The sequence below is a fragment of the Geothrix oryzisoli genome, assembly GCF_022808865.1.
GTDB classification, from domain to species: Bacteria; Acidobacteriota; Holophagae; order Holophagales; family Holophagaceae; genus Geothrix; species Geothrix oryzisoli.
In genome coordinates, this window is sequence record NZ_JAKZLB010000001.1 from 996210 (window position 1) to 1020134 (window position 23925).

Annotated in this window: 23 protein-coding genes and 1 tRNA gene; 6 read left to right on the plus strand and 18 right to left on the minus strand. The window is 68.9% G+C overall.

The features are described from left to right. The first annotated feature begins 8 nt into the window (after positions 1-8). From MLE43_RS04515 to MLE43_RS04525, 3 genes are all read left to right on the plus strand, one after another. Positions 9-725, plus strand: a complete 717-nt coding sequence (locus tag MLE43_RS04515; RefSeq protein ID WP_243302274.1) for an ABC transporter ATP-binding protein — start codon at positions 9-11, stop codon at positions 723-725. 47 nt (positions 726-772) lie between these two features. Continuing rightward, positions 773-847, plus strand: a tRNA-Gly gene (locus MLE43_RS04520). 169 nt (positions 848-1016) lie between these two features. Continuing rightward, entirely contained in the window at positions 1017-1562 is a 546-nt protein-coding gene (locus MLE43_RS04525; RefSeq protein ID WP_243302275.1) for a peroxiredoxin, read from the plus strand. Between the two features lie 6 nt (positions 1563-1568). Here the strand turns inward: MLE43_RS04525 and MLE43_RS04530 are convergent, their stop codons facing one another. Genes MLE43_RS04530 through MLE43_RS04550 form a run of 5 tightly spaced genes read right to left on the minus strand, consistent with a single transcriptional unit; the run spans position 1569 to position 7124 of the window. Continuing rightward, on the minus strand, positions 1569-2678 hold the full coding sequence (locus MLE43_RS04530; RefSeq protein WP_243302276.1) for a hypothetical protein: 1110 nt from the start codon (positions 2676-2678) through the stop codon (positions 1569-1571). Beyond that, complete coding sequence (locus tag MLE43_RS04535) at positions 2675-3493, minus strand: helix-turn-helix domain-containing protein (RefSeq protein ID WP_243302277.1); 819 nt, start codon at positions 3491-3493, stop codon at positions 2675-2677. The genes MLE43_RS04530 and MLE43_RS04535 overlap by 4 nt, the downstream gene beginning before the upstream one ends. Further along, positions 3490-4473, minus strand: a complete 984-nt coding sequence (locus MLE43_RS04540; protein WP_243302278.1) for an AAA family ATPase — start codon at positions 4471-4473, stop codon at positions 3490-3492. The genes MLE43_RS04535 and MLE43_RS04540 overlap by 4 nt, the downstream gene beginning before the upstream one ends. Beyond that, positions 4470-5723: a sigma-54-dependent transcriptional regulator gene (locus MLE43_RS04545; RefSeq protein ID WP_243302279.1), complete on the minus strand. Its 1254-nt coding sequence runs from the start codon at positions 5721-5723 to the stop codon at positions 4470-4472. Before MLE43_RS04545 ends, MLE43_RS04540 begins: the two co-directional genes overlap by 4 nt. A 33-nt stretch (positions 5724-5756) precedes the next feature. Beyond that, the gene (locus tag MLE43_RS04550; RefSeq protein ID WP_243302280.1) at positions 5757-7124 is read right to left on the minus strand and encodes a type I 3-dehydroquinate dehydratase; all 1368 of its coding nucleotides are present in this window, start codon (positions 7122-7124) and stop codon (positions 5757-5759) included. 195 nt (positions 7125-7319) lie between these two features. Here MLE43_RS04550 and MLE43_RS04555 point away from each other — a divergent pair, with 195 nt between their 5' ends. Beyond that, the gene (locus MLE43_RS04555; RefSeq protein ID WP_243302281.1) at positions 7320-8657 is read left to right on the plus strand and encodes an anaerobic C4-dicarboxylate transporter; all 1338 of its coding nucleotides are present in this window, start codon (positions 7320-7322) and stop codon (positions 8655-8657) included. Between the two features lie 64 nt (positions 8658-8721). On the opposite strand, the gene MLE43_RS04560 is transcribed toward MLE43_RS04555, so the two are convergent. Beyond that, positions 8722-10473, minus strand: coding sequence for an anion permease (locus MLE43_RS04560; protein WP_243302282.1), 1752 nt, complete (start codon positions 10471-10473; stop codon positions 8722-8724). Between the two features lie 149 nt (positions 10474-10622). Between MLE43_RS04560 and MLE43_RS04565 the strand changes: the two genes are divergently transcribed. Beyond that, on the plus strand, positions 10623-11678 hold the full coding sequence (locus tag MLE43_RS04565) for a tartrate dehydrogenase (protein ID WP_243302283.1): 1056 nt from the start codon (positions 10623-10625) through the stop codon (positions 11676-11678). A 1-nt stretch (position 11679) separates the two neighbouring features. On the opposite strand, the gene MLE43_RS04570 is transcribed toward MLE43_RS04565, so the two are convergent. The 9 genes from MLE43_RS04570 to MLE43_RS04610 form a co-directional block, all read right to left on the minus strand. Continuing rightward, the gene (locus tag MLE43_RS04570) at positions 11680-12210 is read right to left on the minus strand and encodes a hypothetical protein (RefSeq protein ID WP_243302284.1); all 531 of its coding nucleotides are present in this window, start codon (positions 12208-12210) and stop codon (positions 11680-11682) included. Next, positions 12207-12995 carry a nucleoside triphosphate pyrophosphohydrolase gene (gene mazG / locus MLE43_RS04575; RefSeq protein ID WP_243302285.1) on the minus strand — a complete coding sequence of 263 codons (789 nt, stop codon included), beginning with the start codon at positions 12993-12995 and terminating at the stop codon, positions 12207-12209. Before mazG ends, MLE43_RS04570 begins: the two co-directional genes overlap by 4 nt. 19 nt (positions 12996-13014) lie before the next feature. Beyond that, positions 13015-14112 (minus strand): hypothetical protein, encoded by a 1098-nt coding sequence (locus tag MLE43_RS04580; protein ID WP_243302286.1) that lies wholly within the window; start codon positions 14110-14112, stop codon positions 13015-13017. Between the two features lie 218 nt (positions 14113-14330). Next, positions 14331-16274: a L,D-transpeptidase family protein gene (locus tag MLE43_RS04585; protein WP_243302287.1), complete on the minus strand. Its 1944-nt coding sequence runs from the start codon at positions 16272-16274 to the stop codon at positions 14331-14333. Then, on the minus strand, positions 16271-18223 hold the full coding sequence (locus MLE43_RS04590) for an aconitase family protein (RefSeq protein WP_243302288.1): 1953 nt from the start codon (positions 18221-18223) through the stop codon (positions 16271-16273). Before MLE43_RS04590 ends, MLE43_RS04585 begins: the two co-directional genes overlap by 4 nt. Positions 18224-18295: 72 nt before the next feature. After that, positions 18296-18643, minus strand: a complete 348-nt coding sequence (locus tag MLE43_RS04595) for a DUF1292 domain-containing protein (protein ID WP_243302289.1) — start codon at positions 18641-18643, stop codon at positions 18296-18298. 141 nt (positions 18644-18784) lie between these two features. After that, positions 18785-18988 (minus strand): cold-shock protein, encoded by a 204-nt coding sequence (locus MLE43_RS04600; RefSeq protein WP_243285857.1) that lies wholly within the window; start codon positions 18986-18988, stop codon positions 18785-18787. Between the two features lie 159 nt (positions 18989-19147). Further along, a complete protein-coding gene (locus tag MLE43_RS04605) occupies positions 19148-19948 on the minus strand; it encodes a C40 family peptidase (protein ID WP_243302290.1) in 801 nt (266 codons plus the stop codon). 42 nt (positions 19949-19990) lie between these two features. Continuing rightward, the gene (locus tag MLE43_RS04610; RefSeq protein ID WP_243302291.1) at positions 19991-20290 is read right to left on the minus strand and encodes a PilZ domain-containing protein; all 300 of its coding nucleotides are present in this window, start codon (positions 20288-20290) and stop codon (positions 19991-19993) included. A 221-nt stretch (positions 20291-20511) separates the two neighbouring features. Between MLE43_RS04610 and MLE43_RS04615 the strand changes: the two genes are divergently transcribed. Next, entirely contained in the window at positions 20512-20778 is a 267-nt protein-coding gene (locus MLE43_RS04615) for an Ada metal-binding domain-containing protein (protein ID WP_243302292.1), read from the plus strand. Between the two features lie 6 nt (positions 20779-20784). Here the strand turns inward: MLE43_RS04615 and MLE43_RS04620 are convergent, their stop codons facing one another. From MLE43_RS04620 to MLE43_RS04630, 3 genes are all read right to left on the minus strand, one after another. Continuing rightward, on the minus strand, positions 20785-21765 hold the full coding sequence (locus MLE43_RS04620; protein ID WP_243302293.1) for an alpha/beta fold hydrolase: 981 nt from the start codon (positions 21763-21765) through the stop codon (positions 20785-20787). A gap of 184 nt (positions 21766-21949) precedes the next feature. After that, on the minus strand, positions 21950-22489 hold the full coding sequence (locus MLE43_RS04625) for a cupin domain-containing protein (RefSeq protein WP_243302294.1): 540 nt from the start codon (positions 22487-22489) through the stop codon (positions 21950-21952). Between the two features lie 209 nt (positions 22490-22698). After that, positions 22699-23727 carry a DUF2911 domain-containing protein gene (locus MLE43_RS04630; protein ID WP_243302295.1) on the minus strand — a complete coding sequence of 343 codons (1029 nt, stop codon included), beginning with the start codon at positions 23725-23727 and terminating at the stop codon, positions 22699-22701. Positions 23728-23925: the final 198 nt, after the last annotated feature.

The window sequence follows — 23925 nt, forward strand, 5'->3', positions numbered from 1 at the left end:
AGACCGGCATGCTTGTGGTGGATGATCTTCATGCAGGCTACGGGGCCAGCGAGGTGCTCGTCGGCACTTCCCTGACCGTGAAGCCAGGCGCTGTGGTGGCGCTCATCGGGGCCAACGGCGCCGGCAAGACCACCACCATGCGCGCCGTCTCCGGAATGCTCCGGCCCACCCGCGGCCGCGTCACGCTCGACGGCAGGGAGGTGCAGGGCCTCGACGCCTCGCGCATCGCCCGGCTGGGTCTCGCCCATTCCCCCGAGGGCCGCAAAGTCTTCGGCCCCCTGTCCGTGGAGGACAACCTGCTGCTGGGCGCCTACAGCCGCCTGCCCAAGTTCCTGGGGTACAAGGCCAGCGCCCGGGCCGATCTGGATCGCATCTACGAACTGTTCCCCCGCCTCAAGGACCGCGCCCGCCAGTCGGCCGGCACCCTCTCCGGCGGCGAGCAGCAGATGCTCGCCATCGGCCGCGCCCTCATGGCCCAACCCAAGGTGATGCTGCTGGACGAGCCCTCCATGGGTCTCGCCCCCGTCATCGTGCAGGAAGTCTTTCGCACCATCCGCCGCCTCAAGGAGGAAGGCATCACCCTCCTCCTCGTCGAGCAGTTCGCCAAGAGCGCCCTCGAAGTCGCCGACTACGCCTACGTCATGGAGCGCGGCCGTATCGCCGTCGAAGGCACCCCCGAGGAACTGGGACGGAACGAACGCGTCATCGCGGCGTACCTGGGCTGAGCGGGGTTGGCTCCCGGCCCGCACTTGCGCTAGGATGGACCCCTGCCGCGGGCGTAGTTCAGTGGTAGAACGTCAGCTTCCCAAGCTGAATGTCGCCAGTTCAATCCTGGTCGCCCGCTCCAAAACAGAAGGCCCCCGATCGGGGGCCTTCTGTTTTGGGGACAGGAAAAGATGGAGTTCGAAGCCGCGGAATGGCAGGCGGGCCGACCCGGATCCTTGGCCCTTCCCGGCTGTCACGGATGCAGGTTCTGGGAATCCAACGCACCGCAGGTTTCGAAAGCGGAGGTTCCGATGGCGCGACTGAAGGCTCTCACCCTGGCCCTGGCGCCACTGCTCGCGACCCTTCCGGCCTTCGCGTCCCTGAAGGTCGGGGACAAGGCCCCGGATTTCCAGGCCCAGGCCTCCCTCGGGGGCCAGGCCTCCTTGTTTTCGCTGGCCGCGGCCCTCCAGAAAGGCCCCGTGGTGCTCTATTTCTATCCGGCGGCCTTCACCCCCGGCTGCACCACCGAGGCCCACCTGTTCGCCGAAGCTGTGGGCTCATTTCAGCAACTCGGCGCCACAGTCGTCGGCGTGTCCCACGATGACATCGACAAGCTCAACAGATTCTCCGTGAGCGAGTGCCGGGGCAAGTTCGCAGTGCTGTCGGATTCCGACCAGGCCATCATGAAGGCCTACGACGCTGTCCTGGCCGCCAAGCCGCAGCTCGCCAACCGTACCTCCTACATCATCGCCCCGGATGGCCGGATCATCCACGCCTTCACGGACCTCAAGCCCGACCAGCACGTGGCCAACGCCATGGCGGCCCTGCGGCGGTGGAAGGACCAGACCGGCAAGTAGCCCGCCCTACCCCTTCCCCTGCGCCTTCATCTCCAGGAACCGCTTGGCTTCGCGGCGCAGCAGCTCGGCGACGTTACGATCCTTCACCAGCAGCTTCATGTCGGATTCGAGCAGCCGCTTGAAGTGGGTCATGGCCAGGGGGAGCGGGGTCCGCGGGTTCAGGACCAGGGCCTTGGTGATGGTGTATTTCTTCATCCACTCGCGGTTGCTGGCGATGATCCGCAGCACCTCGTCGTTCACGGTGCGCATCTGGGCGATGTAGGCCACCTCGCCTTCCGTGATGCGGCCGTTCCGCATGACGTTCACCTGGATGAGGCGGTTGGCCTCGCGGATGAGGATGGTGCGCTCCTCCTTGCCGCCCTTGATGGCGAGCATGATCTTCTGGTTGGTCCGGAGCCTCGCCACCCGCTGGGAGAGGGTGAGGACGATCTCCTGGCCCTGGTCATCCACCAGGGGCTTCTGGGCCAGCAGGCGCCGCTCGGCGGCCATCTCCTCGGACTCGATCTCCGCTTCGGCCTCCTCCTGGGACTTCTCCTTCGGCAGGGGCAGCTCGGCCCAGGCCTTGTCCAGGTGCCCGGCCTGCACCTCATCGAGGATCTCCAGCCGCTCCTTCTTGACCTCCTCCGGGATCAGGCGGAGCACGTCGAACCGGTACTCGTTCACCCGGCGCTTGATGACGTATTCGCCTTCGGGGTGCTCTTCCAGCAGGTCGAGGATCCTCGGCCGCTCGATCCACAGCACCTGGTTGTTCAGCACGATCTCCAGCACGGAGCCCGGCAGGCTGAGGACCGAGGCCTCCACGATCTCCGCCGTCAGCGACGGATTGAGCAGGGCCTCCTCCAGCAGGACCGGCTCCTTCCGGTGGCAGAGGACCAGCTGCAGCGGCTGGGGCGGATCCACCGGCTCCAGCAGGACGCCGGCCAGCATGGACTCGGGCATGGAACCCAGGCATTCGAGGGCCTTCGCGGCGTAGGGCGTCTCCCGGAGGACGGCGTGGGCCAAGGCCTGCAGAAGGTCCGCGGTCGGGATCGGCAGGCTCCCGCCCACCAGGGTCATGCCCATGGGTTCAGGCAGGGTTCCCTGCAGGAAGCGCTCGACAATCGGGTGGATGCTCATGGCCGGGTTCCGTCTTCTTCGTCATCGGGAGGCTGGGGGTCCGTCGGCGCCAGGACCGGCGGCAAGGGCGGCCTGAGCCAACGGCCCTCGGCATCGAAGCGGCCGGTCCAGGCCTCACCCACGTTCTGGCCATGGGCGATCCGCACCCCGGCCACCTCCACATTCACCACCCCCGCATTGTCCAGGCTGATGGAGAACGGTCCCTTCGCGCGGAGCCGCCAGGGCTCCGACACCCGCAGGGTGTGGGTCTGAGCCGTGGCGCCTGAATCCGGCGCAGGCTCCAGGCGCACCTCGCAGGTATCCATGGCCCGCAGGCTGATCAGCACGCCCTGGTCGTTGAGGGGAGCCTCCGGCAGCAGCTCGCCCAGCACGGGATAGGGCGAAGTGGACGGCGCCGCCGGCGGCGGCAGGGCGGCCTTGGGAAGGGCCGTCAGGTAGCTGGCGGAGGGCTTTTGACCGAGGCTGGGGCCAGGCACCACCAGCCAGGCGGCGACCAGCACCGAGGCTGCGGTGAGCAGGCCCATGACGATGCGCTCCAGCCGCTCCTGCCTGGGGTCGGGAGGCGTCAGCTCCTGCACCCCGGGCACGGTCTGGAAGGCTCCGGTGTGGAACTCCAGGTCCACACCCAGGCGCTCCGCCAGCTGCCGGGCCAGGGGCCGGGGACGCCCCGGCGGCAGGGCCGCCCAGTCATCGGCTTCGATGGCCTCGATGTGGCGCAGCGGCAGCTTCAATTCCACCGCGAGGATCTCGCGGGAAAGCCCCTTCGCGACGCGCGCCTCCCGCAGGATCTGGCCTACGGTCTCATCCTCTCTCATCCCGTCCATCCCACGGGCAGGTCCTTGAGCAGCCGGGCCAGCTGGTCCCGCCGGTCGGTGCGGCTCAGGCGGCGATCATCCAGGCTACCGCGATGGGCCATCGTGTCCGCCAGCGTGGCCTGCAGGTCATCGGGCGTGATGAAGTCGCGCCCTTCCAGCCAGGCCTCGGCCTGGGCCAGCCCGAACCAGTGCTTGACCGCCCGCGTGGAGCAGAAGCCGCCGCCGGTCCGGATGCGATCCACCATCCGCTCGGCGTAGTCCATCACCGCCTCGGAGACCCGTACGGCCCGCACCGCCGCGCGGGCCATCCGCCAGCCATCCAGGTCCAGGGCGGGGCGCAGGGCATCCAGGCGCTCCGAGCCCGCCTCCCCTTTCAGGATCCGGCGCTCGGCTTCGCGGTCGGGGTAGCCCAGGTGCAGGGAACAGGAAAAGCGGTCCAGCTGGCTCTCGGGCAGGGGGAAGGTGCCCGCGTGGTCCAGGGGGTTCTGGGTGGCGATGACGAAGAAGGGATCCGGCAGCCGGTGGGTGCTGCGGTCCAGCGTCACCTGGCCCTCCACCATGGCTTCGAGCATGGCGCTCTGGGTCTTGGGGCCGATGCGGTTCAGCTCGTCCAGCAGCAGCACCTGGCAGAAGACCGGGCCGGGCTGGAATCGGAAGGCCTGCTCCTTCGCATCCCAGAGATGCACGCCCAGCAGGTCCGACGGCAGCAGGTCGTTGGTGCCCTGCACCCGCTGGAAGCTGCCGCCGAGGATGCGGGACAGCCCCTTGGCCAGGGTGGTCTTGCCGACGCCGGGCAGGTCCTCGAGCAGCACGTGCCCTCCGGCCAGCAGGGCCGCGAAGGCCCGCCGCACCTGGGCATCCTTCCCCACCACCACGGCCTGGAGCGCCGCGAGACCCGCCCGGGCGGCGGGACGGACCCCCTCCTGCGACCGCACGGGCGGGGTGAGGACGGGGGGGGCCTGGGCTGGATCCTGGGTCATGGGGCCTTCCGGGGGAAAGGACTGTCTCTATCTTCCAAAGGGATGCCCTGGTCCCGCAAGCGCTGAGCCAAGCTGCGCACGGTGAGACCCAGCGCCTCGGCCGCCCGGGGGAGGTCCCCGCCAGCCTGGGCCAGGGCGCGGCGCAGCAGCTGGGTTTCGGCGGCCCGGGAGGCGGCCCTGACCATGGCCTCCAGGGAACCCGGTTCGGGCCAGGGGAGGTTCAGGAGTTCCGAGCACCCCAGGGCCAGGTCCGGGAAGGTCCGGATGGCGAGCCCATCCGACTGGCCCAGGGTCCGGCTCAGCAGCGCCTCGAGTTCCCGCACGTTTCCGGGCCAGGCGCGGTCGAGCAGCTGGCGCTCCGCCGGCCGCTCCAGCCAGGGCGCCGGGCGCCCTTCCAGGCGGGCGCTCCGCTCCAGCAGTGCCTTGGCCAGGGCCAGCAGATCCTCCCTGCGCTCGCGCAGCGGTGGCACCCGCAGTTCGAGCGCGCCCAGGCGCTGGGCCAGGTCCGTGGGCAGCACGCCGCCCGCTTCCAGTCCGGCCATCCAGCTGAAGCCAGCACCGGCCGCATCGATGGCCCGGACCAGGGGCGCCACCGCCTCCGGCGCCAGATGCTCCAGCCCCGCCAGGTACAGACTCCCCCCCTGGATCAGCTGGAGGAGGGCCGGGTCCGGCCCCTCGGGGCCCAGCGTGGCCGCGGCCAGGGTGAGGTAGGGGGCGCCGGGGTGACGGAGGGTGTGGAGGCGACGGGCACAGCGGCCCTTGCCCGCACCCCGCTCGCCGAGGAACAGCACCGGCAGATCCGTGCCCGCGGCCCGCCGGAGGGCCTGATCCAGGACCTGCATCGCGGTACTGTGAGCCACCCAGGGCTCCGCCGGATCCGGAGGCGGCGCGCCCACCAAGGCCCGCAGGCGGTCGAGCAGGGCCAGAAAGACCTCCAGATCGAAGGGCTTGGGCAGGAAATCCTCCGCGCCCAGGCGCATGGCTTCCACGATGTCCCGGGGCTCCGCAAAGGCGGACATCAGAATCACCCGCAGCGTGGGGTGCAGCTGGCGGGCCCGCCGGATCAGCTCCAGGCCGCTCATCCCCGGCAGGCGCAGGTCCGACACCAGGACATGCGAGGGCGCCGCCTCCAGGGCCCGCAGCGCTTCCTGCGGATCCGCCACGGCCCGCACGGTCCAGGCCGAGCCCTCCAGCGCCTGGGTGAGCAGGCGCCGGAAGCTGTCCTTGTCCTCGACGAGAAGGAGGTCCATGAAAAGAAGCTATCAGCTGTCGGCGATCAGCTGTCAGGTGGCTCCGCCACATCCCTGGATGAACCGCCGGCTCTGCGCCTCGGCCTGGGCGTCGAAGAGGGCCGCGCCCGAGACCAGCTCCAGGCCGGCGTGGCGGGCCCAGGCCCCGAAGGCGGTGTCCTCCTTGTAGATCCACTCCACAGCCCAGCGTGCGGTGGGGAGGGCGGCTTCCAGCAGGTCCGGGAAGGGGACCGGATCCTCAGGGCTCATGCCCAGGCTCGTGGCCTGCACCAGGCCCACCGGCGCGAAGGCCGCCACAACCTCAGGGCTGGACGGCATCCGCCGGGAGACCTGAAGCACGGAGCGGCCGGCGGCCTCCAGCACCTCACGGCTCGTGCGGCCCACGCCCCCGCCCCCGAGCAGCAGCACCGGGCCGGGAGCCAGATGCGACAGGGACTGTCCAAGGGCTTCCGCATCCGTGTTGGCGCCCTGCCAGGCGTCCCCCGGCGTCCGGCGCCACAGGGTGTTCAGGGGTCCCTCCAGCCCGAGGGCCTGCGGCAGGGCCAACTTGAGCGGCGCGGTGATGCTGAGGCCCAGGACGTCGAGCGCCGCCAGGGCCTCCACGGCCTCCTCCGCCTCCCCGCACACCAGCGGGAGGTAGACCAGATGGCTGGAAGCCTGCTGGAAGCGGGGATTATGGAAGGCCGGGCCCCGGGAGTGCAGCACGGGATCCCCGATGACGCCGCATAGTCCGTCCTCCCGGCGCAGGTGCGCGCAACGCCAGGCCCGAAGGGTGGCCAGCGGGAGCTGGCCCGGGGCCGCTGCGGGGCCGTCGTCCGGGGCCGCATAGGTGAAGGCGCCGCCCCAGGCCGCCTGCATGGCGCGGCTTACGAGGCCTTTCGGCCCCATGAGGAAGGCGGAGAGGGCGATTCCGCGAGCGCGGGCCGAGGCCAGGATCGGCCGGAGCCGCCCGCTGTCGGCCAGGCGCCCGGCCCACCCCACCCACTTGAAGGCCTCGCCGTCGGGGAGGGCACGCAGGCGCTGGTCCAGGTCGAAGACCCCGGAGGCCACATGCACGGAGCGGAGGAGGCCCACCCGGGGCCGGACCGCCTGGAGCTCCGGCGGCACCGCCAGATCCCACTCCAGATCCACCCAGGCGGGACCCGCCGGCACGGCCCGGAGCAGATGGGCCATGCGACCGGCTTCATCCTCGTCCGGCCAGCGGCCCCCTTCCGAGCGCCGCCGGCAGGTCACCAGGCAGCGACTGCCCAGGGCCTCCACCAGGCTCCCCGGATCCACCTGAGAGAAGAGGTCCAGCCTGAGTTCAGGCAGGGCGTCCTGGCCCAGTCCCCGGGCGCAGGCAAGGGCCTCCCCCCAGGTCGCCTGGGTCAAGGTCACCAGATGGAATGGAAGGGGGTTCACCGGGAGGGGCTCTCGAAGAGCCATCCTAGCCTGCCCTGGCGCGGGCGTGGGGGGCACGCGAGGGTTCTCCGGAGGCCCCGCCGGGGTTTAGCAACTAAAAAAAGTGATGACAGCGACCATTCATTACCGGTCGGTCTGCTACGCTCGCCCCGCGAGGGTTGTAAAACCAAAGACCCTCGGTCTCAAGGAGAAGACATGCTGTCCCCCGCATTCATGTTCTGGATCCAATTCATCCTCGTCCTCGGCGCGATCCTGATCGGCATCCGCAAGGGCGGCGTCGCCCTGGGCCTCATCGGCGGCCTGGGCGTGGCCGTGCTGGTGCTCTTCTTCCGCGTGGCCCCCGGCACCCCGCCGGTGGACGTCATGCTCATCATCCTGGCGGTGGTAACGGCTTCGGCCACCCTCCAGGTGGCGGGCGGCCTCGACTACCTGGTGCAGCTGACGGAACGGCTGCTCCGGGCCCACCCCAAATACGTGACCATCCTGGCGCCGCTCTCCACCTTCTTCCTCACGGTCTGCGTGGGCACGGGCCACGCGGTCTATGCGCTGCTGCCCGTCATCTCCGATGTGGCCCTGAAGACCCGCATCCGGCCCGAGCGTCCCATGGCCATCTCCAGTGTGGCCTCCCAGATGGGCATCACCGCCAGCCCGGTGGCCGCCGCCGTCACCACCTTCCTGGCCATGGCCGCCAAGAACGGCCACCCCGTGGGCCTCTTCGACATCGTCCGCATCACCCTGCCCGCCGGCATCATCGGCGTGCTGGCCGCCGCGGCCTGGAGCTTCAACCGCGGCAAGGAACTGGATCAGGATCCCGAGTTCCTCGAGCGCATGAAGGATCCCGACTTCGCCAAGGGCCTGGAAGGCGACGTCACCACCCTGGACAAGGTGATCCCCTTCAAGGCCAAGCTCTCCGTGGGCCTCTTCTTCGCCGGCGTGCTCACCATCGTGCTCATCGCCCTCAAGCCCGCCCTGCTGCCCCTGGTGAACGGCAAGCCCGTCCCCATGACCACGGTGGTGCAGATCATCATGCTGGCCTTCGGCGCCTTCATCCTGTTCGCCACCGAAGTGAAGGCCCCCGAGATCGCCCGCTCCAGCGTCTTCATCGCGGGCATGATCGCCGTCGTCTCCATCTTCGGCATCGCCTGGATGAGCGAGACCTTCATCAAGGCCAACGAGGGCTACCTGGTGGCCCACATCAAGGCCATGGTGCAGATGGCCCCCTGGACCTTCGCCATCGCGATGTTCTGCGTGTCCGCCTTCGTGAAGAGCCAGGCCGCCACGCTCACCATCATGCTGCCGTTCGGCTACGCCCTGGGCCTGCCCACCTCCCTGCTGCTGGGCCTGATCCCCGCCAGCTACGCCTACTTCTTCTTCGCCTTCTACCCCAGCGACCTTGCCGCCATCAACATGGACCGCACCGGCACCACGCGGATCGGCAAGTACCTCCTCAACCACAGCTTCATGATCCCCGGCCTCATCGGCGTCAGCGTCTCCACCTGCGTCGCCTTCGGGTTGTCGAAGATCTTCGCCTGAACGGCGTTCCCTGCGAAGAAGCCCCGCCGGCTGGCGGGGCTTCTTCATGGCTGCAAGAGGGGCCCTACCAGAGCCCCAGCACCTTCCACCACAGGCCGCCGAGGCCCACCCAGATGACGATGTTCACGACGCTCACGATGAGCCCCGTCCGCCACCAGGTGCCGAGCTCCACGTAGCCGGTGCCGAAGAGCACCGGCGCCGGGCCGGTCCCGTAGTGGGTCATGCCGGCGAAGAGGTTGCTGAAGAAGGCGAGCACCAGGGCCGCCAGCACGGGCGGCGCGCCGGCCACGATGGAGACGCCCAGGAAGGCCGCGTACATCGAGGCCACGTGGGCCGTGTTGCTGGCGAAGAAGTAGTGGCTGTAGAAGTAGACCAGGGCCAGCACCAGGAAGGCCGCGATCCAGCCCTTGCCCGCCACCATGCCGCCCATGGACTTGCTGAACCAGGGCACCATGCCCAGCTTGTTGAGGAAGCTGGCCATCATCACCAGGGCCGCGAACCACACCAGGGTGTCCCAGGCGCCGGTCTCGGTCTTGATGTCCTCCCAGGTGAGGACGCCGGTGATCAGCAGCACGGCCAGGCCCGCCAGGGCGGAGGTGGTGGCGTTGAGGTCGCCCAGCTGCTTGGCGAAGATCCAGAGGACCAGCAGCAGCACGAAGACGCCCAGCATCATCCATTCCTGGCGCTTGACGGGCCCGAGGCCGCGCAAGTGCTCCTTGGCCATTTCCACCGCCTCAGGCGTCTCCGTGATCTCGGGCCGGTGCAGGCGGTAGATGATGAACGGGATCAGCAGCAGCGCGACGACCCCCGGCACCACGGCCGCCAGCGCCCAGCCCACCCAGGTGATGTTCACCTTGAGGTCGCCCGCCAGCTTCTGGGCCAGGGGGTTGGCCGCCATGGCCGTGAGGAACATCGCGCTGGTGATGCAGTTCACCTGGTAGGCCGTCAGCGTCAGGAACGAACCCATCCTGCGGGCGCTCCCGTCACCGGGGTTGCTGCCGTAGGCTCGGGCCAGCGAAGCCATGATGGGCATGACGATGCCGCCCCCGCGGGCCGTGTTGCTGGGGATGGCCGGCGCGAGCACGAGATCGGTGGCCGCCAGGCCGTAGCTGAGGCCCAGCGTGCGCTTGCCGAGCAGGGCCATGAAGTTGTAGGCGATGCGGGCGCCGAGCCCCGTCTTGATGAAGCCCCGCGAGATGAAGAAGGCCAGGACGATGAGCCAGATGGTCACATCGGAGAACCCGCTGATGGAATCCGCGATGCCGAGGGTGCCCGACAGGGCGGTGACCGCGATGCCGATCATGGCCACCGCGCCCATGGGCAGCGCCTTGACGATGATCCCCACGATGGTGCTCACGAAGATGGCGAAGAGGTGGAGCCCCCGCACCCAGTCGGCCTTCCGCTTGGCCTCGGCATCTGCCTTGGCCTTGGCGTCAGCCTCCGCCTTCACCTTCGCCTCGGCTTCAGCCTTGGTCTTGGCCTCCGCCTCGACCTTGGCCTTGGCTTCGGCATCCGCCTTCGCCTTGGCCTCCAGCTGGGCCTTGGTCATGGGTTTGGCGGGAGCCGGAGCAGCGACGGGTGCAGCCGCTGGCGCAGCAGGCTTCGCCGCAGGTTTCGCGGGCGCCGCCGCGGCCGGCTTGGGCGCCGGGGGCTGCCCGGTGAAGAGTTTGGCGTCGGGCACCGACACCAGCCGGGGCAGTCCGAAGTACAAGATCAGGCCGAGGACCAGGGTGGCCAGGGCCGGAACGGGCCTGGCGCCCTGCCAACCGGACAGGCCTCCGCCCGGGGCCGTTCCTGAAACGGGGTCGTGGCTCATGAGGAGCCTCCATGTGTGGGAAAGGGGGGTCGAATTTCGGTGCGTAGTCTACCTCTGAGTCGCATAGTGTGAAGAGGTATCTGCGCGTTCTTTCAGCCGCATACCATCATCAAATAGATACATTTGCATCTTTTTCACAGGAGCACCCCATGCGCGACTTGAGGATCGCGGTCATTCCTGGCGATGGCATCGGCAAAGAGGTGGTACCCGAAGGCATCCGCGTTCTGGAGGCAGCCGCGGCCAAGCACGACCTGCATTTCCAGTGGGACGAGTTCCCCTGGAGTTGCGAGTACTTCCTCGAACACGGGCGCATGATGCCCGAGGACGGCCTGGACCGCATCCGGCACCACGACGCCATCTTCCTCGGGGCCGTGGGGTTCCCCGGCGTGCCCGACCACGTGTCGCTCTGGGGCCTGCTCATCCCCATCCGGCGGGCTTTCAAGCAGTACGCCAACGTCCGTCCTGTGAAGCTCATGCCCGGCGTGCCCTGCCCGCTCGCGGGCCGCAAGGAAGGCGACATCGACTTCATCGTGGTGCGCGAGAACAACGAGGGCGAATACTCCAGCATCGGCGGCCGGCTCTACGAAGGCACCGACCAGGAGATGGCCGTGCAGCAGACCGTCTTCACCCGCCAGGGCGTGGACCGCATCCTCAAATACGCCTTCAACCTGGCCCAGTCGCGGCCCAAGAAGCACCTCACCTCGGCCACCAAGTCCAACGGCATCGCCATCACCATGCCCTACTGGGACGAGCGTGTGAAGGCCATGGGCGGCCACTACCCCGAGGTGAAGGTGGACCAGTTCCACATCGACATCCTCTGCGCCCACTTCGTCCGCAACCCCCACTGGTTCGACGTGGTGGTGGGGTCCAACCTCTTCGGCGACATCCTGTCGGACCTGGGCCCCGGCTGCACGGGCACCATCGCCATCGCGCCCAGCGCGAACCTGAACCCCGAGCGGGAGTTCCCCTCCATGTTCGAACCCGTCCACGGCTCGGCGCCGGACATCTACGGCAAGGGCATCGCCAACCCCATCGGCCAGATCTGGGCCGGAGCCATGATGCTCGACCACCTGGGCTGCCCCGAAGCGGGCGCCTCGGTCGTGGCCGCCATCGAGACGGTGCTGGCCAGCGGCCTGCGCACCCCGGACATGGGCGGCAAGGCCAGCACCACCGACATGGGCAAGGCCATCGCCGACGCGGTCTAGGTCACCGCGGCCGGATGGCCCCCTGGCCCGGCGGCAGACCCGTTCCATAGGCCGATCCACCCGTGGAGCCCTGCTTCTCGCGCACCTTCGCCTGGAGGGTCCGGGCGGCCTTGCCGCGCAGGCGGATCACGCGGCCATCGCGGCCGAGCCGGAATTCGGCGGCGCTGAGGAAGGCCCAGGTGGACTCGCTGGCTTCCTTCTCCACCCGGATCTGATCCCAGGGAATCGAGGCCGGCCCCTGCCACCAGGCGGGCTGGAAGGGGAAGGGCTGCTTCAGGTGCAGGCAGCGGCGGCCCGCCTTGAGGGAGATGGGCGAGTGGCCGCGCAGGGCACCGAACTCCACCTGCTGCCAGCCGAGGTTCCTCTCGATGGGATCGGTGGGGTCGGCAGGGAAGGCCGCGTAGAGCGCCGGTAGGCCCATGAGCCGGTTGGAGAACCAGGAGATCAGCAGGAAGACCACCGGGACCAGAAGCAGGACCACGGGTGGGGGTGGCGATCCGCCGCGCGAGGCGAGCAGCGCCAACAGCATCATGAGGTCGCCTTCCGCTTGGCCGCCTGCCAGGCCGCTTCCATCTGATCGAGGGTCCGGTGTTCCCAGCCGCCAGCCTGGCGCGCGTCATCCTCCACCGAGACGAACCGCCCCTTGAAGCGCATCATCTGGCGCCGCAAGGCGGTGTCGGGATCCACGCCCTTCTTGCGGGCCCACTGCATGAGGCTGAACAGCACGTCGCCGAACTCCTCCTCCACGCGGACCGGCTCGGACTCGGCCTGGAGCTCAGCCACTTCCTCCTTCACCTTGTCCAGCACGCCCTCCAGGTCGGGCCACTCGAAGCCCACCTTGGCGCAGCGCCGGCCGATCTCCAGGGCCTCCTCCATGGGCGACAGCGAGGCCGGAATGCCCTCCAGGAGCCGCGGCTCCTCGCCGTGAAGACCCTTCTCCTCGCGCTTGATGGCGGCCCAGTTGGTGAGCACGTCCTCTGCGCCCTCCACGCTGACCGCCGCGAACACATGCGGGTGCCGCCGCACCAGCTTCTCCACCACCGTGCGCTCGACCTCGTGGAGGTCCCAGGCGCCGCGGTCGGCCGCCAGCTGGGCATGGAAGGCGATCTGCAGCCAGAGATCGCCCAGTTCCTCGCAGAGGTGCGCCTCCGTGGCCGGATCGCCGGGCTGGTGCGCAGCCAGCGCATCCAGCACCTCCGCCGCCTCCTCGCGCAGATAGCGGGCCAGCGACTGGTGGTCCTGCTTCAGGTCCCAGGGGCAGCCCGTCTCCGGCTTGCGGAGCGCGGCCATGACAGCGCGGAGGGTCGTGGGTTCCATGCCTTGAGGGTACCCCGCCTCAAATTTCCTGGGCCAGTTTCAGTTCCTGCGCCCGCCGGCGCTCCGCCCGGGCCAGGAAGACCACGGCCACGAGCACGAAGCCCAGGGACACCCAGTTCTGGACGCTGGGGAGCCGGCTGCGGAAGAGCCAGTGCCCCACGATCGTCGCGGTGGTTCCCGCCACCAGGGAGGTGAGGCGGTTCAGGAGGCCCGTGAAGGTGGCGGTCCTGCCCTTGAACATGAAGATGAAGACGGAGAAGAAGGCCACCAGGCCGAAGGCGATGCCGGAGAACGCGGCCCAGTACCACCCCGGGGCGGGGGCCTGGATGGAGCCGATGAAGTCCACCACCTGCGGGGCCTGGAGCCAGCCGGGGAAGAGGCGCGGGCTCTGGTAGACCACCAGGGCCACCACCACCATGGTCACGGAAGCGGAGATCTGCTCCACCCCGAAGAACCCCGTGTTGTCCAGGGGCGCGCCCTTGGGCCGCGTGTTCTTGAAGTAGTTCATGATGTAGATCCGGATGGCGTAGGAGGCGATGTAGCTGGTGAAGATGACCACCGCGGCCCGGTTGCGCATGAAGGCGAAGCCGTCCGTGTGGGGCCCGAACAGCTCGATGCAGGCCGCCAGCACCGCGAAGACCACCGCCGCGTTCTCCTCCCAGTAGATGCGCTTCCGCAGGATGCCCTGGGCGATCTGGAGCCCGTCCACCACCCGGCCGATGACGATGACGCTGGCGCGCATGATCACCATGGCCACCATCACGGAGATGGGCAGGGTGTACATGAGCGTGGTGGTGGGGATGATGACCGCCGTGCAGATGCCGCTGGGGATGATGTAGAGGATCTCCGAGGGGAGCGTCAGGCCCGCCACCCGCATGGGCCGGATGGAGCGCAGGCGGAACCACCCCAGGAACAGGACCGGCAGCAGGCAGGTGAGGTTGGCCCCCAGCGTGTTGTAGCCCAGGAAGGCGATGGCGTTCATGGGCGGCGTGCCCATGGGTGTGTGGGGCGCGGCGGTGAACGCCTTCACCACCAGACCGGTGACGATGTAGACCAGGAAATAGCCCGTGCAGAGCTGCAGGAGCCTTCCAGTGCTGCCTTCCGTTGTCTTCCACATGATTCAGCGTCCCGACTGTCGGAATAGGTGCGACGGAATCCGGGGGATCGCCGGCAGATATTCGAAACAAGTTAAATCAATATTGCAAAACAACTTAGGAGCCTCGCGTCGCCCGACATGAGGACAAGGAGAGAGCAGAAGCGTGTCGAACATCCCGCAGGCCATACGTCGTCCTTGCTGAGAGGGGAAGTGGCCATTCTACTCAGCGCCCGGGGAATTCAACAGGATCCAAGCGCCTCCAGGATGGCCTTCGCGAACTCGCTGAGGGAGGGATCCCGCGCTCCCATCACGAGGACGAGGTCGCCGGCCCTGGCTTCGGCGGCCAGCCGCTCTGCGAGCCACGCCCGCGAAGGCGCAGGCTCCGCCGCCACGCCCCGGGCGGCGATCTCGGCAATCACCTCGGCACTGCTGATGTCCCGGCTGGCCGTGCCTCCGGCGTAGAAGACGTCAAGGAACCAGAGGCGATCCAACGGCGCCAGCTCGGCAGCGAAGGCCGCCACGAACTCAGCCCGGAGGAACTTCAGGGGCCCGAAGCCGTGGGGCTGGAAGACCGCCAGCACGCGCCCTCCGGCAGCCGCCACGCGCAGGTGGGCCGCCCGGATGGAGGCCGTCACCTTGGCGGGGTTGTGCCCGAAGTCATCCACCACCGTCACCCCGCGTCGCTCGCCCAGAACCTGGAAGCGCCGCGCCACACCCTGGAAGCCGGCCAGCGGGCCCGCCATCGCCGCCAGGGGCACGCCCAGCGCCGCGCAGGCCGCCATGGCTGCGAGGGCGTTCTCCACGTTGTGGCGTCCAGGGACGGGAATGACAAAGGCCTCTCCCCCTACGCGGAAAGCGGAGCTTGCCGCGCCAAGGGACAGGCCCTCGGCCCGCAGGGCGGCCTCCTCGCCGAACCCGAACACGGTCGCCCCGGCCGCGAATGCCCGGAGGTTCTCCGCCTCGCCCACCACCGCGGCCTCCCGCACCTGGGTCCGGAAGGCGCGGAACAGCTCCGCGACGGTGTCCATCTCCTTGTGATCCTTCTGGAGGTTCAGGATCACGCCCACGGCGGGGCGGTAGCGCACCACGGAGCCGTCGCTCTCGTCCGCCTCGATCACCAGCAGGTCCGAGGCCCCGGCCCAGGCATTGCCCCAGCGGCCCTCACGCTGCAGGGCCACCAGCTCCCCGCCCGTGATGACCGAGGGATTGAGCCCGGCCCCCCGCAGGATCTCGAACACCATCGCCACCGTGGTGGACTTGCCGCTGGTGCCCGTCACGGCCACCGTGCGGTACCGCGCGACAAGATGCGCCAGCAGCTCGGAGCGGTGCAGCACGGGCACGCCCAGGCGCCGGGCCGCCGCCACGTCGGGAACCTCGTCCTCCACGGCGGTGGACACCACCAGCGCCGCGCAATCTCCGGTGAGGCCGGAGCCGTCCTGTGCGTGGATGGCCAAGCCCAGGGCCTCCAGCTGGGCGCGGGCTTCGAGTCGCTGGCTCCGGTCGAAGCTGCGGTCGCTGCCGCTGGCCCGGCCGCCCTTCATGGCCGCGAACTGCGCCAGGGCGCTCATGCCGCTGCCCGCCACGCCGGCGAAGTGCAGGCGGCCGAGGCCCAGGCCATCGCCCACCAGCGCCTCGGCGATGAGCAGGGGATCGCCTTCGGCCACTCGGTCGAAGAGGTCCGTCACGTCCGCGTTCGACAGGCGCACGCAGCCGTGGGAGACGGCCTCGCCCAACTGGTGCTCCTGGTTGGTGCCATGCAGGTAGATGAAGCGCTCCAGGGAATCCCGTCCCGGGCCGCGGTTCCAGCCCTCCTCCAGGCCATCCAGCGTGAGCACGCGGGTGAGGATCAGGTCCTCATCGCGGGGCTCCCCACGCCAGACCTCGCCGGTGGCCACGCGGGAGCGGAAGACCGTGCCAGCCTCGGCCCCCGCGCCAATGCGCGCGTGGATGCGGTGCCAGCCCGTAGGGGTGCGATAGGAATTCTCCTCGCAGCCCAGGCCGTTCTTCGCCGTGGAGATGACCGCCTCGAACGCCAGGCGGCCGCCCTCCAGCAGGCCCAGGCGCTGGCGGGCGGTGTCTACCACCACCATACGTTCCAGGGGATCCCAGGCCGGCGCGCCCGGACGGGCGAGGTTCGCCAGGACCAGCGCGCGATACCGGGCGGCGAAGACGGGATCGATCACGCCTCCGCCTCCGCGATGCGCCCGGCCAGGGCGCTGGCGGCGACGGTGGCGGGGCTGGCCAGCCACATCTGCCCCGGGCCGCTGCGGCCGGGGAAGTTGCGGTTGATGGCGCTGATGGTCACCTCGTCGGGCCGTGTGGACACGCCGGGCCCGGCATTGATGCAGGCCCCGCAGGAGCTGCCCAGCACGACGGCGCCCACGGCCTCGAAGGCCGCGATCCAGCCCTGCGCTTCCGCGTGGCGCCGCACACCCTCGCTGCCACACTGCACGAAGAACCGCACGCCCTCGGGCACCCGCCGGCCCGCCGCCGCCGCGGCCTTCACCACCTCGTAGGCCCGGCGCAGGTCCTCGCGCTTGCCGCCGGTGCAGCTGCCCAGGTAGGCGATGTGGATGGGCACGGCCTCGCCCAGCTCCGCCAGAGCCACGCCGTTCCCGGGATCGCCGGGCCGGGCCAGCATGGGGCCCAGCGCCGCGCAGTCCACCGCCAGGGTCTGGGCATATTCGGCGTCCGCGTCCCCCTGCATCCAGGGCTCCAGCGTGATCGCCACGCCGCGCCGCTCCTGCACGAAGCGCACGGTCTCCGCGTCCGGGGCGACGAGGCCCGTGAAGCCGCCGATCTCCGCGGCCATGTTCGTGAGGGTGGCCCGCTCGTCCGTGTCCAGGTCCCGCAGGGCGTCGCCCTGGTACTCGATGACATGGCCGAGGGCCCCGCCGTCGCGGATGAGGGGCTGGGCCAGCAGGTGCAGGACGAGGTCCTTGGCGGACACGCCGGGGCGCAGGCGGCCGTCCAGGCGCACGCGCAGGGTGGGTGGCACGGTCACGCGCACGTCGCCCGTCACCCAGGCGTTGGCGATGTCCGTGGTGCCCACGCCGAAGGCCAGACAGCCCAGCGCCCCCGCGTGGGGCGTGTGCGAGTCCGTGCCCACCACCACCTGCCCCGGCAGGGCGTAGCGCTCGGCCATGAGCGCGTGACAGATGCCCTCGCTGCCGGAGCCATCGGCCAGCTCGCCGTGGAGCCGGATGCCATGCTTCGCGCAGAAGGCCTCCTGGACGGGCTTCAGGCGCTCAGCCACCGTCAGCAGGCCCATGGCCCGGTGCTCGGCCTTCATGCTGTGGTGCAGGAAGGTCAGGTGGTCGCGGAAGGCGAGGATGGAAGCGGGATCGCGCAGCCGGGCCTCCGGTCCCAGGGCCTTCTCCAGGAAGCTTGCCGCCATGGGCGTCACATACTCGTGGCTGAAGCGCCAATCCGCCTGCACGAAGAGGCCGTCGCCGGGCTTCACGGCCGGCAGGCCCACCTGCCCCGCCGCCGCGTCCACCACCGCGTGGCGGGCCAGCAGCTTCTCGGCGTAGGTCATGGGGCGCCGCGTCAACGCCGGCAGCGGCGCCGTCACCTCGCCCTTCAGCCGCGCGGCGTTGTAGGCGAAGAGGCCGCCGCGCCGCACGATCTCGGCGGTGACGGGGTCCAGCCCCCCCGTGAACTCGGCCAGGGGGATGGCCTCGCCCCGGCGGATCCGCGGGATCAGCCCGAGGTCCGTGCTGGTGAGCAGGCCCAGGTTCTGGGCGTTCTGGCGGTAGATGCGCTCGAAGCTCTCGGCGATCACCAGGCGGAGGCCCGCGCATTGTTCCGCGTAGGGGCTGGCCTCCCGGCTGCTGCCCTTGCCCCGGCGCTTGCCCGCCACGCTCACGGCGAAGCCCCCCGCGCGCACGGAGCCCTCCTTCACGGGGAAGGCCTCCCCGCACTGCAGGCCCAGGTAGGGGAAGTCGCCCAGCTTCTCGTCGAAGTGGTAGCAGATGAAGGCCGGCGTGATCTCGTCCGTGCTGATCTGGTCCCGCAGAGGAAGCGCTTCGTCCAGTTCCAGATTCTCGCCTTGCAGCTGGCGGAGGATCCGTTCCGGATCCTCCGTGAGGAAAAGCACTCGGCCATCGAAGCGGACGGGATCTGGCAGCATCCTTCCAGCCTACCGGTTTTCCGGACACGGAAAGGCCCCCGACCGGGGGCCTTTCCGTGTCGTAAGTGGCGCTTAGTCCTTCTCTTCCTCGGCCTTGAGCTTGGCTTCCTGCTCGTCGAGGTGCTTCATGAGGCGCTCGGCCAGTTCCTCGTCCTCGAGGGGCGTGAACATGTCGTCCTTCACCTCGAAGATCTCCAGGCTCAGGCCCTCCTCGGGATCCGCGGTGCCCTCCTCCTGGGCCTGCAGTTCGGCCAGGGGTGCCAGGATGGCGAAATTCCGGCCCTCGAACTCGAGCTCTTCCAGGATCGCGAACTCTTCCTTCTCGCCATTCTCGTCTTCGAGCTCAACGACTTCGATTTCGAAGGAATCGTCGTGATCGTGGTTGCAGTTCGGTCCGTGTTCGTGACCGTCATGAGCCATGGGCTCCTCCTTGCGCAAGGGACCAGAATACGGTCGGAAACCTTTCCGGCCAAGGGAATATGCTGGGCGGGACCAGCCGCCGCAGCCCCCCAAAAAAGGATCGGCCTCCCGAAGGAGGCCGATCCAGTGTGAACGGTACGGTTAGATCTTGGTGACGTTGGTCGCCTGGGGGCCCTTCTGGCCCTGACCCACGTTGAAGCTGACGCGCTGATTCTCGTCCAGGGTGCGGAAACCCGTGGTCTCGATGGCGGAGTGATGAACAAACAGATCCGCACCACCATCATCGGGGGTGATGAATCCGAAACCCTTTTCGGCGTTGAACCACTTCACGGTTCCCTGAGCCATGTAACTACCTGCTTTCTTCGTCCTGGATTGAGATGCATTGTTCCTTCCAGGCGAGGCAGCAACGCTTTTTGAGACCCGCACGACCGGCGGGCGATTTCCAGTGTAAGGCCATTCCGCAACCAATTTTCAAAAAATCGACGAAATGATTGCAAGGCAGGTCTACAGGTAGGTCCTCGCCCCGACAAAGGCCCGGGTGTAGTAGCGATCCGCCAGTCGGTCCTCGCGGATGCCCTGCCCCGGGCGCGGCGCGTGGATGAAGGTGCCCTGCCCCAGGTACAGCCCCACATGGCTCACCCGGTCGCCGCCGTTCGTGGCGAAGAAGAGGAGGTCCCCCGCCCGGGCCTGGTCCAGGTCCACCGGGTGGCCGACCTCGAACTGGGCCTGGGAGGACCGGGGCAGCTTCAGTCCGTTCAGCCGGTACACGGCCCCCGTCAGGCCGCTGCAATCGAACCCCCGCTCGGTGGTCCCGCCGAAGAGATAGGGCACCCCCAGGTAGCCCCGGGCCGTTCCGACCAGGCTGGCCCGCAGGCCCCGCTCATCCTCGGGATGCACCGGGAACCGGCCACCCGCGCCCGGGGCGGATCCGTCCGGCGCCACCACCCAGTAGGCCTCGATGATCCCCGCAGCCTTCAGCACCTCGCCCCGGGCCCGGGCTTTCTCCTTCGTGGCGAAGTCCCCGAAGCGCACCCGGAAGAGGCCGTCGCCCGAGGCGTAGTAGGCGGCCTCCAGGCCCTGGGCCTGCAGCGATTGTGAGAACCGCGCCGCGTTCTCCACCTTCGCGAAGGCCCCCGCCTGCAGGGTGAAGCCCAGGCGGGGGACAGCCCGCGCCACCGGGACCGGGGCGGCCGGGCGCTCCGGTCCCGGCCGCTGGGGCACGGGGCGCGGGGGCCGCGCGCAGGCGGTCAGCAGCAGCAGCCCCGCCGCCAGGGATGGGCCGAGCCTATGCACCGGGCGTCGCATGAACCTCCGCCTGTGGATCTGGAAGGATCCTAGCAGGAGGCCTCAGGCCAGGAAGCGCAGTCCGACGCGGTAGCCGTTTCGGGTCGGCTGGGTCCAGGCCACCTCGGAGATGAGCAGCTCCTCCTCGGGCTCCGCCTCGGCGGGGACATGGAGCTTCAACACCTCCCCCTGGCGCAGCGGACAGTCCGTCAGGAGGCTCGCGCCGCCCGGGCCGATGTCGCGCCCGATCCCCAGGCTGAGTTCCTCGCCGGAGGAGTCGGTCGCGCTGGCCGTGCGCTCGAATTGGACCACCCGATCCAGGGCCGTCCGGGGGCTGGCTCGCTTTTCCCAAGGAGTGTTCATGAGTCCGGAGGTTAGGGGGCCTCCATGCCGAGGTCAATCAAAATCACGATGATTTTTTCTTAGACTACTCGTTTCAGTGCCTGAACAGAATGAGCCACTCGATCATCTCGACCGCCTTCCCTTGCCCGGATCCCCGGATCGGACAGATCCGGTGCCTTCCCTGGCGCAGAGACCCGAAAAGCCGAAACTGAGTCTCGTATTCGCGTCTAGGGAGGTGCCCGGTGCGGAGACTCTCGTATGTCGTCCTGGCCGGCCTGCTGGCGGCCCCCCTGGTGGCCCGGATTGCCCTTCCCACGGAGCCCCCCGTCAAGGCCGAGCCCAGGTCGGAGGTCATCGTCGGCTGCAAGGAGACGAAGCTGTACCACAAGGCCGACTGCAAGTGGGTGAAGGAGATCGACAAGGCCGGCACCCGCGTGGACTTCAAGTCCGTGGCCGAGGCCAGGAAGGCCGGCCTGAAGCCCTGCGAGGACTGCAAGCCCGGCGGCTGAACCCGGCTACTTCAGGAACGCCAGCAGCGCCTGGTGGAAGCGCTCCGGCGACTCCAGGTGCGGGATGTGCCCCACGCCGTCGATGGGCACCAGCTGGGCGCCGGGAATGGCGGTCTGGGCCCGGCGGCCCAGCTCGGGATAGCGGCCCAGGGTGGCCAGGACCTCGGGCTTCAGCGCCCCGCGGCCCAGGGTCGTGCGGTCCGCCTGCCCGATGACCAGCAGCGTGGGCACAGTAATCCGGGGAAGGTCCTGCACCACGGGCTGGGTGTAGATCATGTCGTAGGTCAGGGCCGAGGCCTTGGCGCCCCGGGGCCACTCGCCGCTCAGCGTGGCCCGCCAGGCCAGCTCGGCCCAGACCCCGAACTCGGGCTTCCAGGTGGCGAAGTAGGTGCGGTAGAAGCGGTCCAGGCCCTCGCGGGTGGGGCTGAGCATCGACCGGTAGGTGGTGTCCACGCTGGCGAAGGGCACCTTCGCGCGGTAGTCCTCCAGGCCGATGGGGTTCTCCAGCACCAGCCGCGCCGTGGCCGCGGGGTAGAGCAGCACGAACCGCACCGCCAGCATGCCACCCATGGAGTGGCCCACCACCGACACCTTCGCCACGCCCAGGCGGTCGAGCAGGGCCATCGTCGTCTGGGCCAGCAGCTCGAAGCTGTAGTGGATGTCGGGCTTAGGCGACTTGCCGAAGCCGAGCTGGTCCGGCACCACCACCCGGTAGCCCGCCGCCGTCAGGGCCTGGATGGTGCCCGTCCAGTAGGCCCCGAAGAAGTTCTTCCCGTGGAGCAGCAGCACCGTCTGGCCGTTGGGAACTGCGGTGGGCGCGACATCCATGTAGGCCATCCGCAGGTCCTGCCCCTCCACGGTCACCGGGAAGAAGTGCACCGGATGCGGATAGGGATGGTTCTCCAGCGCCAGCCCCAGGGGCTCCAGGACCGGCGCCTGGGCGAAGACGGGAGCCGCGAGCAGGAAGGCGAGGGCCGCGCATTTCATGGTGCGGAGGATACCAAGGCGCCCGCCGCCGAGGGTGCAGAGAAAGGCAGAAGCCTTTAGCCGGTGATGAACGGTGATGGTCGGTGATCAAGCAAGGCAAGTGCCCACATGGACCCCATTCCCGTGAATCACCGTTCATCCCCGGCTGAAAATAACCTCCCCGGTTGCCGCACCAAGGTCTCGTTCAATAGACCGTTCGCTTCATGATGCTGGTTCCTTCGATCCGCTTGAACTCGAAGCGGTAGAAGTGATGGGGGAACGTGTCCAGGTTGGTCACCTGGTGCGGCAGGCCGGTGTCGGGGCCCATGGCCATCGCAGCGGGCCAGCCCGCCGCCAGCGCGGCAGGCAGATCCGCTTCGCGCCTGGCCATGGCCGCCCTCACCTGCGGCGGCAAGTGGAGCCTTTCGCTCTGCTGGCTGAAGCCTCCCAGGTTCCGGGTGTAGTCCCAGGCCGTGCCATCCGCCAGGCGGTTCCGGAGCTTCGGCTGGGTCGCGTCGTAGATGAACACCGAGGGATAGTGGTGGGAGTGCAGATTCTCGGTCTCCCCCGGCTGGACGGTGACTTCGATGATCCGCACGTGATCATCTTCGTAGAGCACCTTGTGGTTTCTGGGCGCCGCCACCAGCGCCTCCATCGAGGCTTCGGAAGGTTTGCCCTGAGCGGACAATCCGACCCCCGCCACCAGAGCGGCGGCGATGAGGAGCTGCGTCACGCGAATCGTCATGGGCTTCCTCCCCTCGGAAGGTGGGGCTGGAGGGTAGCACCGGCGCGACCATAATCATTTTTAATTTGATCAATGGCTGTTTATTCCTGGCATTCCACGGCATTTTCTAGCCCCCAGACGGGGATCCGACCGGCGCCATCACCGTGCATCACCGGCAAAAGGATCCTTTCCAGGAATCCTTCGCCGGCGACGCAAACACCCATCCGAAGCTACTTGAGCTTGTCGAGCTCGGCCTGGATGCGGGTGCGCTGGTCCTCCTGCTTCACCTTGTCGAGGGCCTTGCGGTAGTTCGCAGCGGCCTGGGCCTTGTCGCCCTTGAGGGCGTAGGCCTCGGCGAGGCTGTCGTAGGCGTTCCAGGAGTCGGGGTGGTCCTTCACGTTCCGCTGGAAGAGGGTGAGGGCCTCGTCCACCTTCTTCTGGCCCAGCAGCGTGTAGCCCAGCTGGTTGACCTCCACCTCCGTGGCCTTCGCCAGGGCCTTTGCCCGCAGGGCCTCGGCGCCCTTGGCGTCGCCCCTCTTGTCCAGCAGCGCGGCCTTGGTGCGCAGGGCCGTGAAGGATTCCCGCATGGTGAGCGAGCGGTCCACCCAGGTCATGGCCTCATCCAGATTCACATCGTTGCGGACGCACCAACCCGCGGCGCCGCTCCAGGCCTCCGGGTAGAACTGGTGGAGGCCGCGCAGCTGCTCCCGCAGGCCCTGCACCACCACCGCCTTGGTGTCCACTTCCACCGGAATGGGCACCCGCAGCTTCTCCCAGCGCAGCGACAGGGTGACCCCCTGATCGCTGGGATCGTCGAAGGTGTAGGCGAGGCGCTCGGTGGGCTCCGCGGCCACGGGCGTCACCGGCACCCGGGCCACATCCTCCTTGGCGTCGTAGCTGTAGCTGCCCCAGCCGTGGGACTGGCTGCTGAAGATCACGGTCCAGGCCGTGGCCGTGGGCAGCATGTGGAGGCCGTAGCGCCCGGCCGGCAGCGGCGTCCCGCCCACGCGGACGGGGCTGGAGAAGGTCACCACGGTGTTCTCGTTGGCCCCGGCCCGCCAGACCTGGCCGTAGGGCACCAGCCCGCCCCAGATCTTGCGGCCGTTCACCGCCGGCCGGTGGTAGCTCACCTCGATGTCCGTCAGCCCCACCGTCTGGCTGACCGTGGCCCGGGGGCTGGCCTCGGGCAGCCGGAGGGGCGGTGCCTGGGCGACAAGCACGGGCGCAACCGCGAGCAAGGCAACAGCGAATCGATGCATGGGACACCTCCGCGAGCATCCTGGCCCGAAGCCCCCGGAACCGGAAGCGCCCTGGGGCGAGCGGTGGGATTCCAGGGGCGGACCGGGAGACCAAGGATGGTTTGAGCCACGGACAGATGCGGATCGAAAAGCAAAAACCATCAGGGCGTTTCACATTCGAAACAGTCCCCCATCCAACGATGTGCCACGAACGCCGGA

What these genes read in the sequence shown, in the direction of transcription:
- MLE43_RS04630 (WP_243302295.1), bottom strand. Translation starts at nt 23,727, where the DNA reads ATGCATCGATTCGCTGTTGCCTTGCTCGCGGTTGCGCCCGTGCTTGTC.
- MLE43_RS04525 (WP_243302275.1), top strand. Translation starts at nt 1,017, where the DNA reads ATGGCGCGACTGAAGGCTCTCACCCTGGCCCTGGCGCCACTGCTCGCG.
- MLE43_RS04610 (WP_243302291.1), bottom strand. Translation starts at nt 20,290, where the DNA reads ATGAACACTCCTTGGGAAAAGCGAGCCAGCCCCCGGACGGCCCTGGAT.
- MLE43_RS04590 (WP_243302288.1), bottom strand. Translation starts at nt 18,223, where the DNA reads ATGCTGCCAGATCCCGTCCGCTTCGATGGCCGAGTGCTTTTCCTCACG.
- MLE43_RS04560 (WP_243302282.1), bottom strand. Translation starts at nt 10,473, where the DNA reads ATGAGCCACGACCCCGTTTCAGGAACGGCCCCGGGCGGAGGCCTGTCC.
- MLE43_RS04595 (WP_243302289.1), bottom strand. Translation starts at nt 18,643, where the DNA reads ATGGCTCATGACGGTCACGAACACGGACCGAACTGCAACCACGATCAC.
- MLE43_RS04625 (WP_243302294.1), bottom strand. Translation starts at nt 22,489, where the DNA reads ATGACGATTCGCGTGACGCAGCTCCTCATCGCCGCCGCTCTGGTGGCG.
- MLE43_RS04580 (WP_243302286.1), bottom strand. Translation starts at nt 14,112, where the DNA reads ATGTGGAAGACAACGGAAGGCAGCACTGGAAGGCTCCTGCAGCTCTGC.
- MLE43_RS04515 (WP_243302274.1), top strand. Translation starts at nt 9, where the DNA reads ATGCTTGTGGTGGATGATCTTCATGCAGGCTACGGGGCCAGCGAGGTG.
- MLE43_RS04570 (WP_243302284.1), bottom strand. Translation starts at nt 12,210, where the DNA reads ATGATGCTGTTGGCGCTGCTCGCCTCGCGCGGCGGATCGCCACCCCCA.
- MLE43_RS04565 (WP_243302283.1), top strand. Translation starts at nt 10,623, where the DNA reads ATGCGCGACTTGAGGATCGCGGTCATTCCTGGCGATGGCATCGGCAAA.
- MLE43_RS04600 (WP_243285857.1), bottom strand. Translation starts at nt 18,988, where the DNA reads ATGGCTCAGGGAACCGTGAAGTGGTTCAACGCCGAAAAGGGTTTCGGA.
- MLE43_RS04620 (WP_243302293.1), bottom strand. Translation starts at nt 21,765, where the DNA reads ATGAAATGCGCGGCCCTCGCCTTCCTGCTCGCGGCTCCCGTCTTCGCC.
- MLE43_RS04540 (WP_243302278.1), bottom strand. Translation starts at nt 4,473, where the DNA reads ATGACCCAGGATCCAGCCCAGGCCCCCCCCGTCCTCACCCCGCCCGTG.
- MLE43_RS04535 (WP_243302277.1), bottom strand. Translation starts at nt 3,493, where the DNA reads ATGAGAGAGGATGAGACCGTAGGCCAGATCCTGCGGGAGGCGCGCGTC.
- mazG (WP_243302285.1), bottom strand. Translation starts at nt 12,995, where the DNA reads ATGGAACCCACGACCCTCCGCGCTGTCATGGCCGCGCTCCGCAAGCCG.
- MLE43_RS04530 (WP_243302276.1), bottom strand. Translation starts at nt 2,678, where the DNA reads ATGAGCATCCACCCGATTGTCGAGCGCTTCCTGCAGGGAACCCTGCCT.
- MLE43_RS04555 (WP_243302281.1), top strand. Translation starts at nt 7,320, where the DNA reads ATGCTGTCCCCCGCATTCATGTTCTGGATCCAATTCATCCTCGTCCTC.
- MLE43_RS04545 (WP_243302279.1), bottom strand. Translation starts at nt 5,723, where the DNA reads ATGGACCTCCTTCTCGTCGAGGACAAGGACAGCTTCCGGCGCCTGCTC.
- MLE43_RS04605 (WP_243302290.1), bottom strand. Translation starts at nt 19,948, where the DNA reads ATGCGACGCCCGGTGCATAGGCTCGGCCCATCCCTGGCGGCGGGGCTG.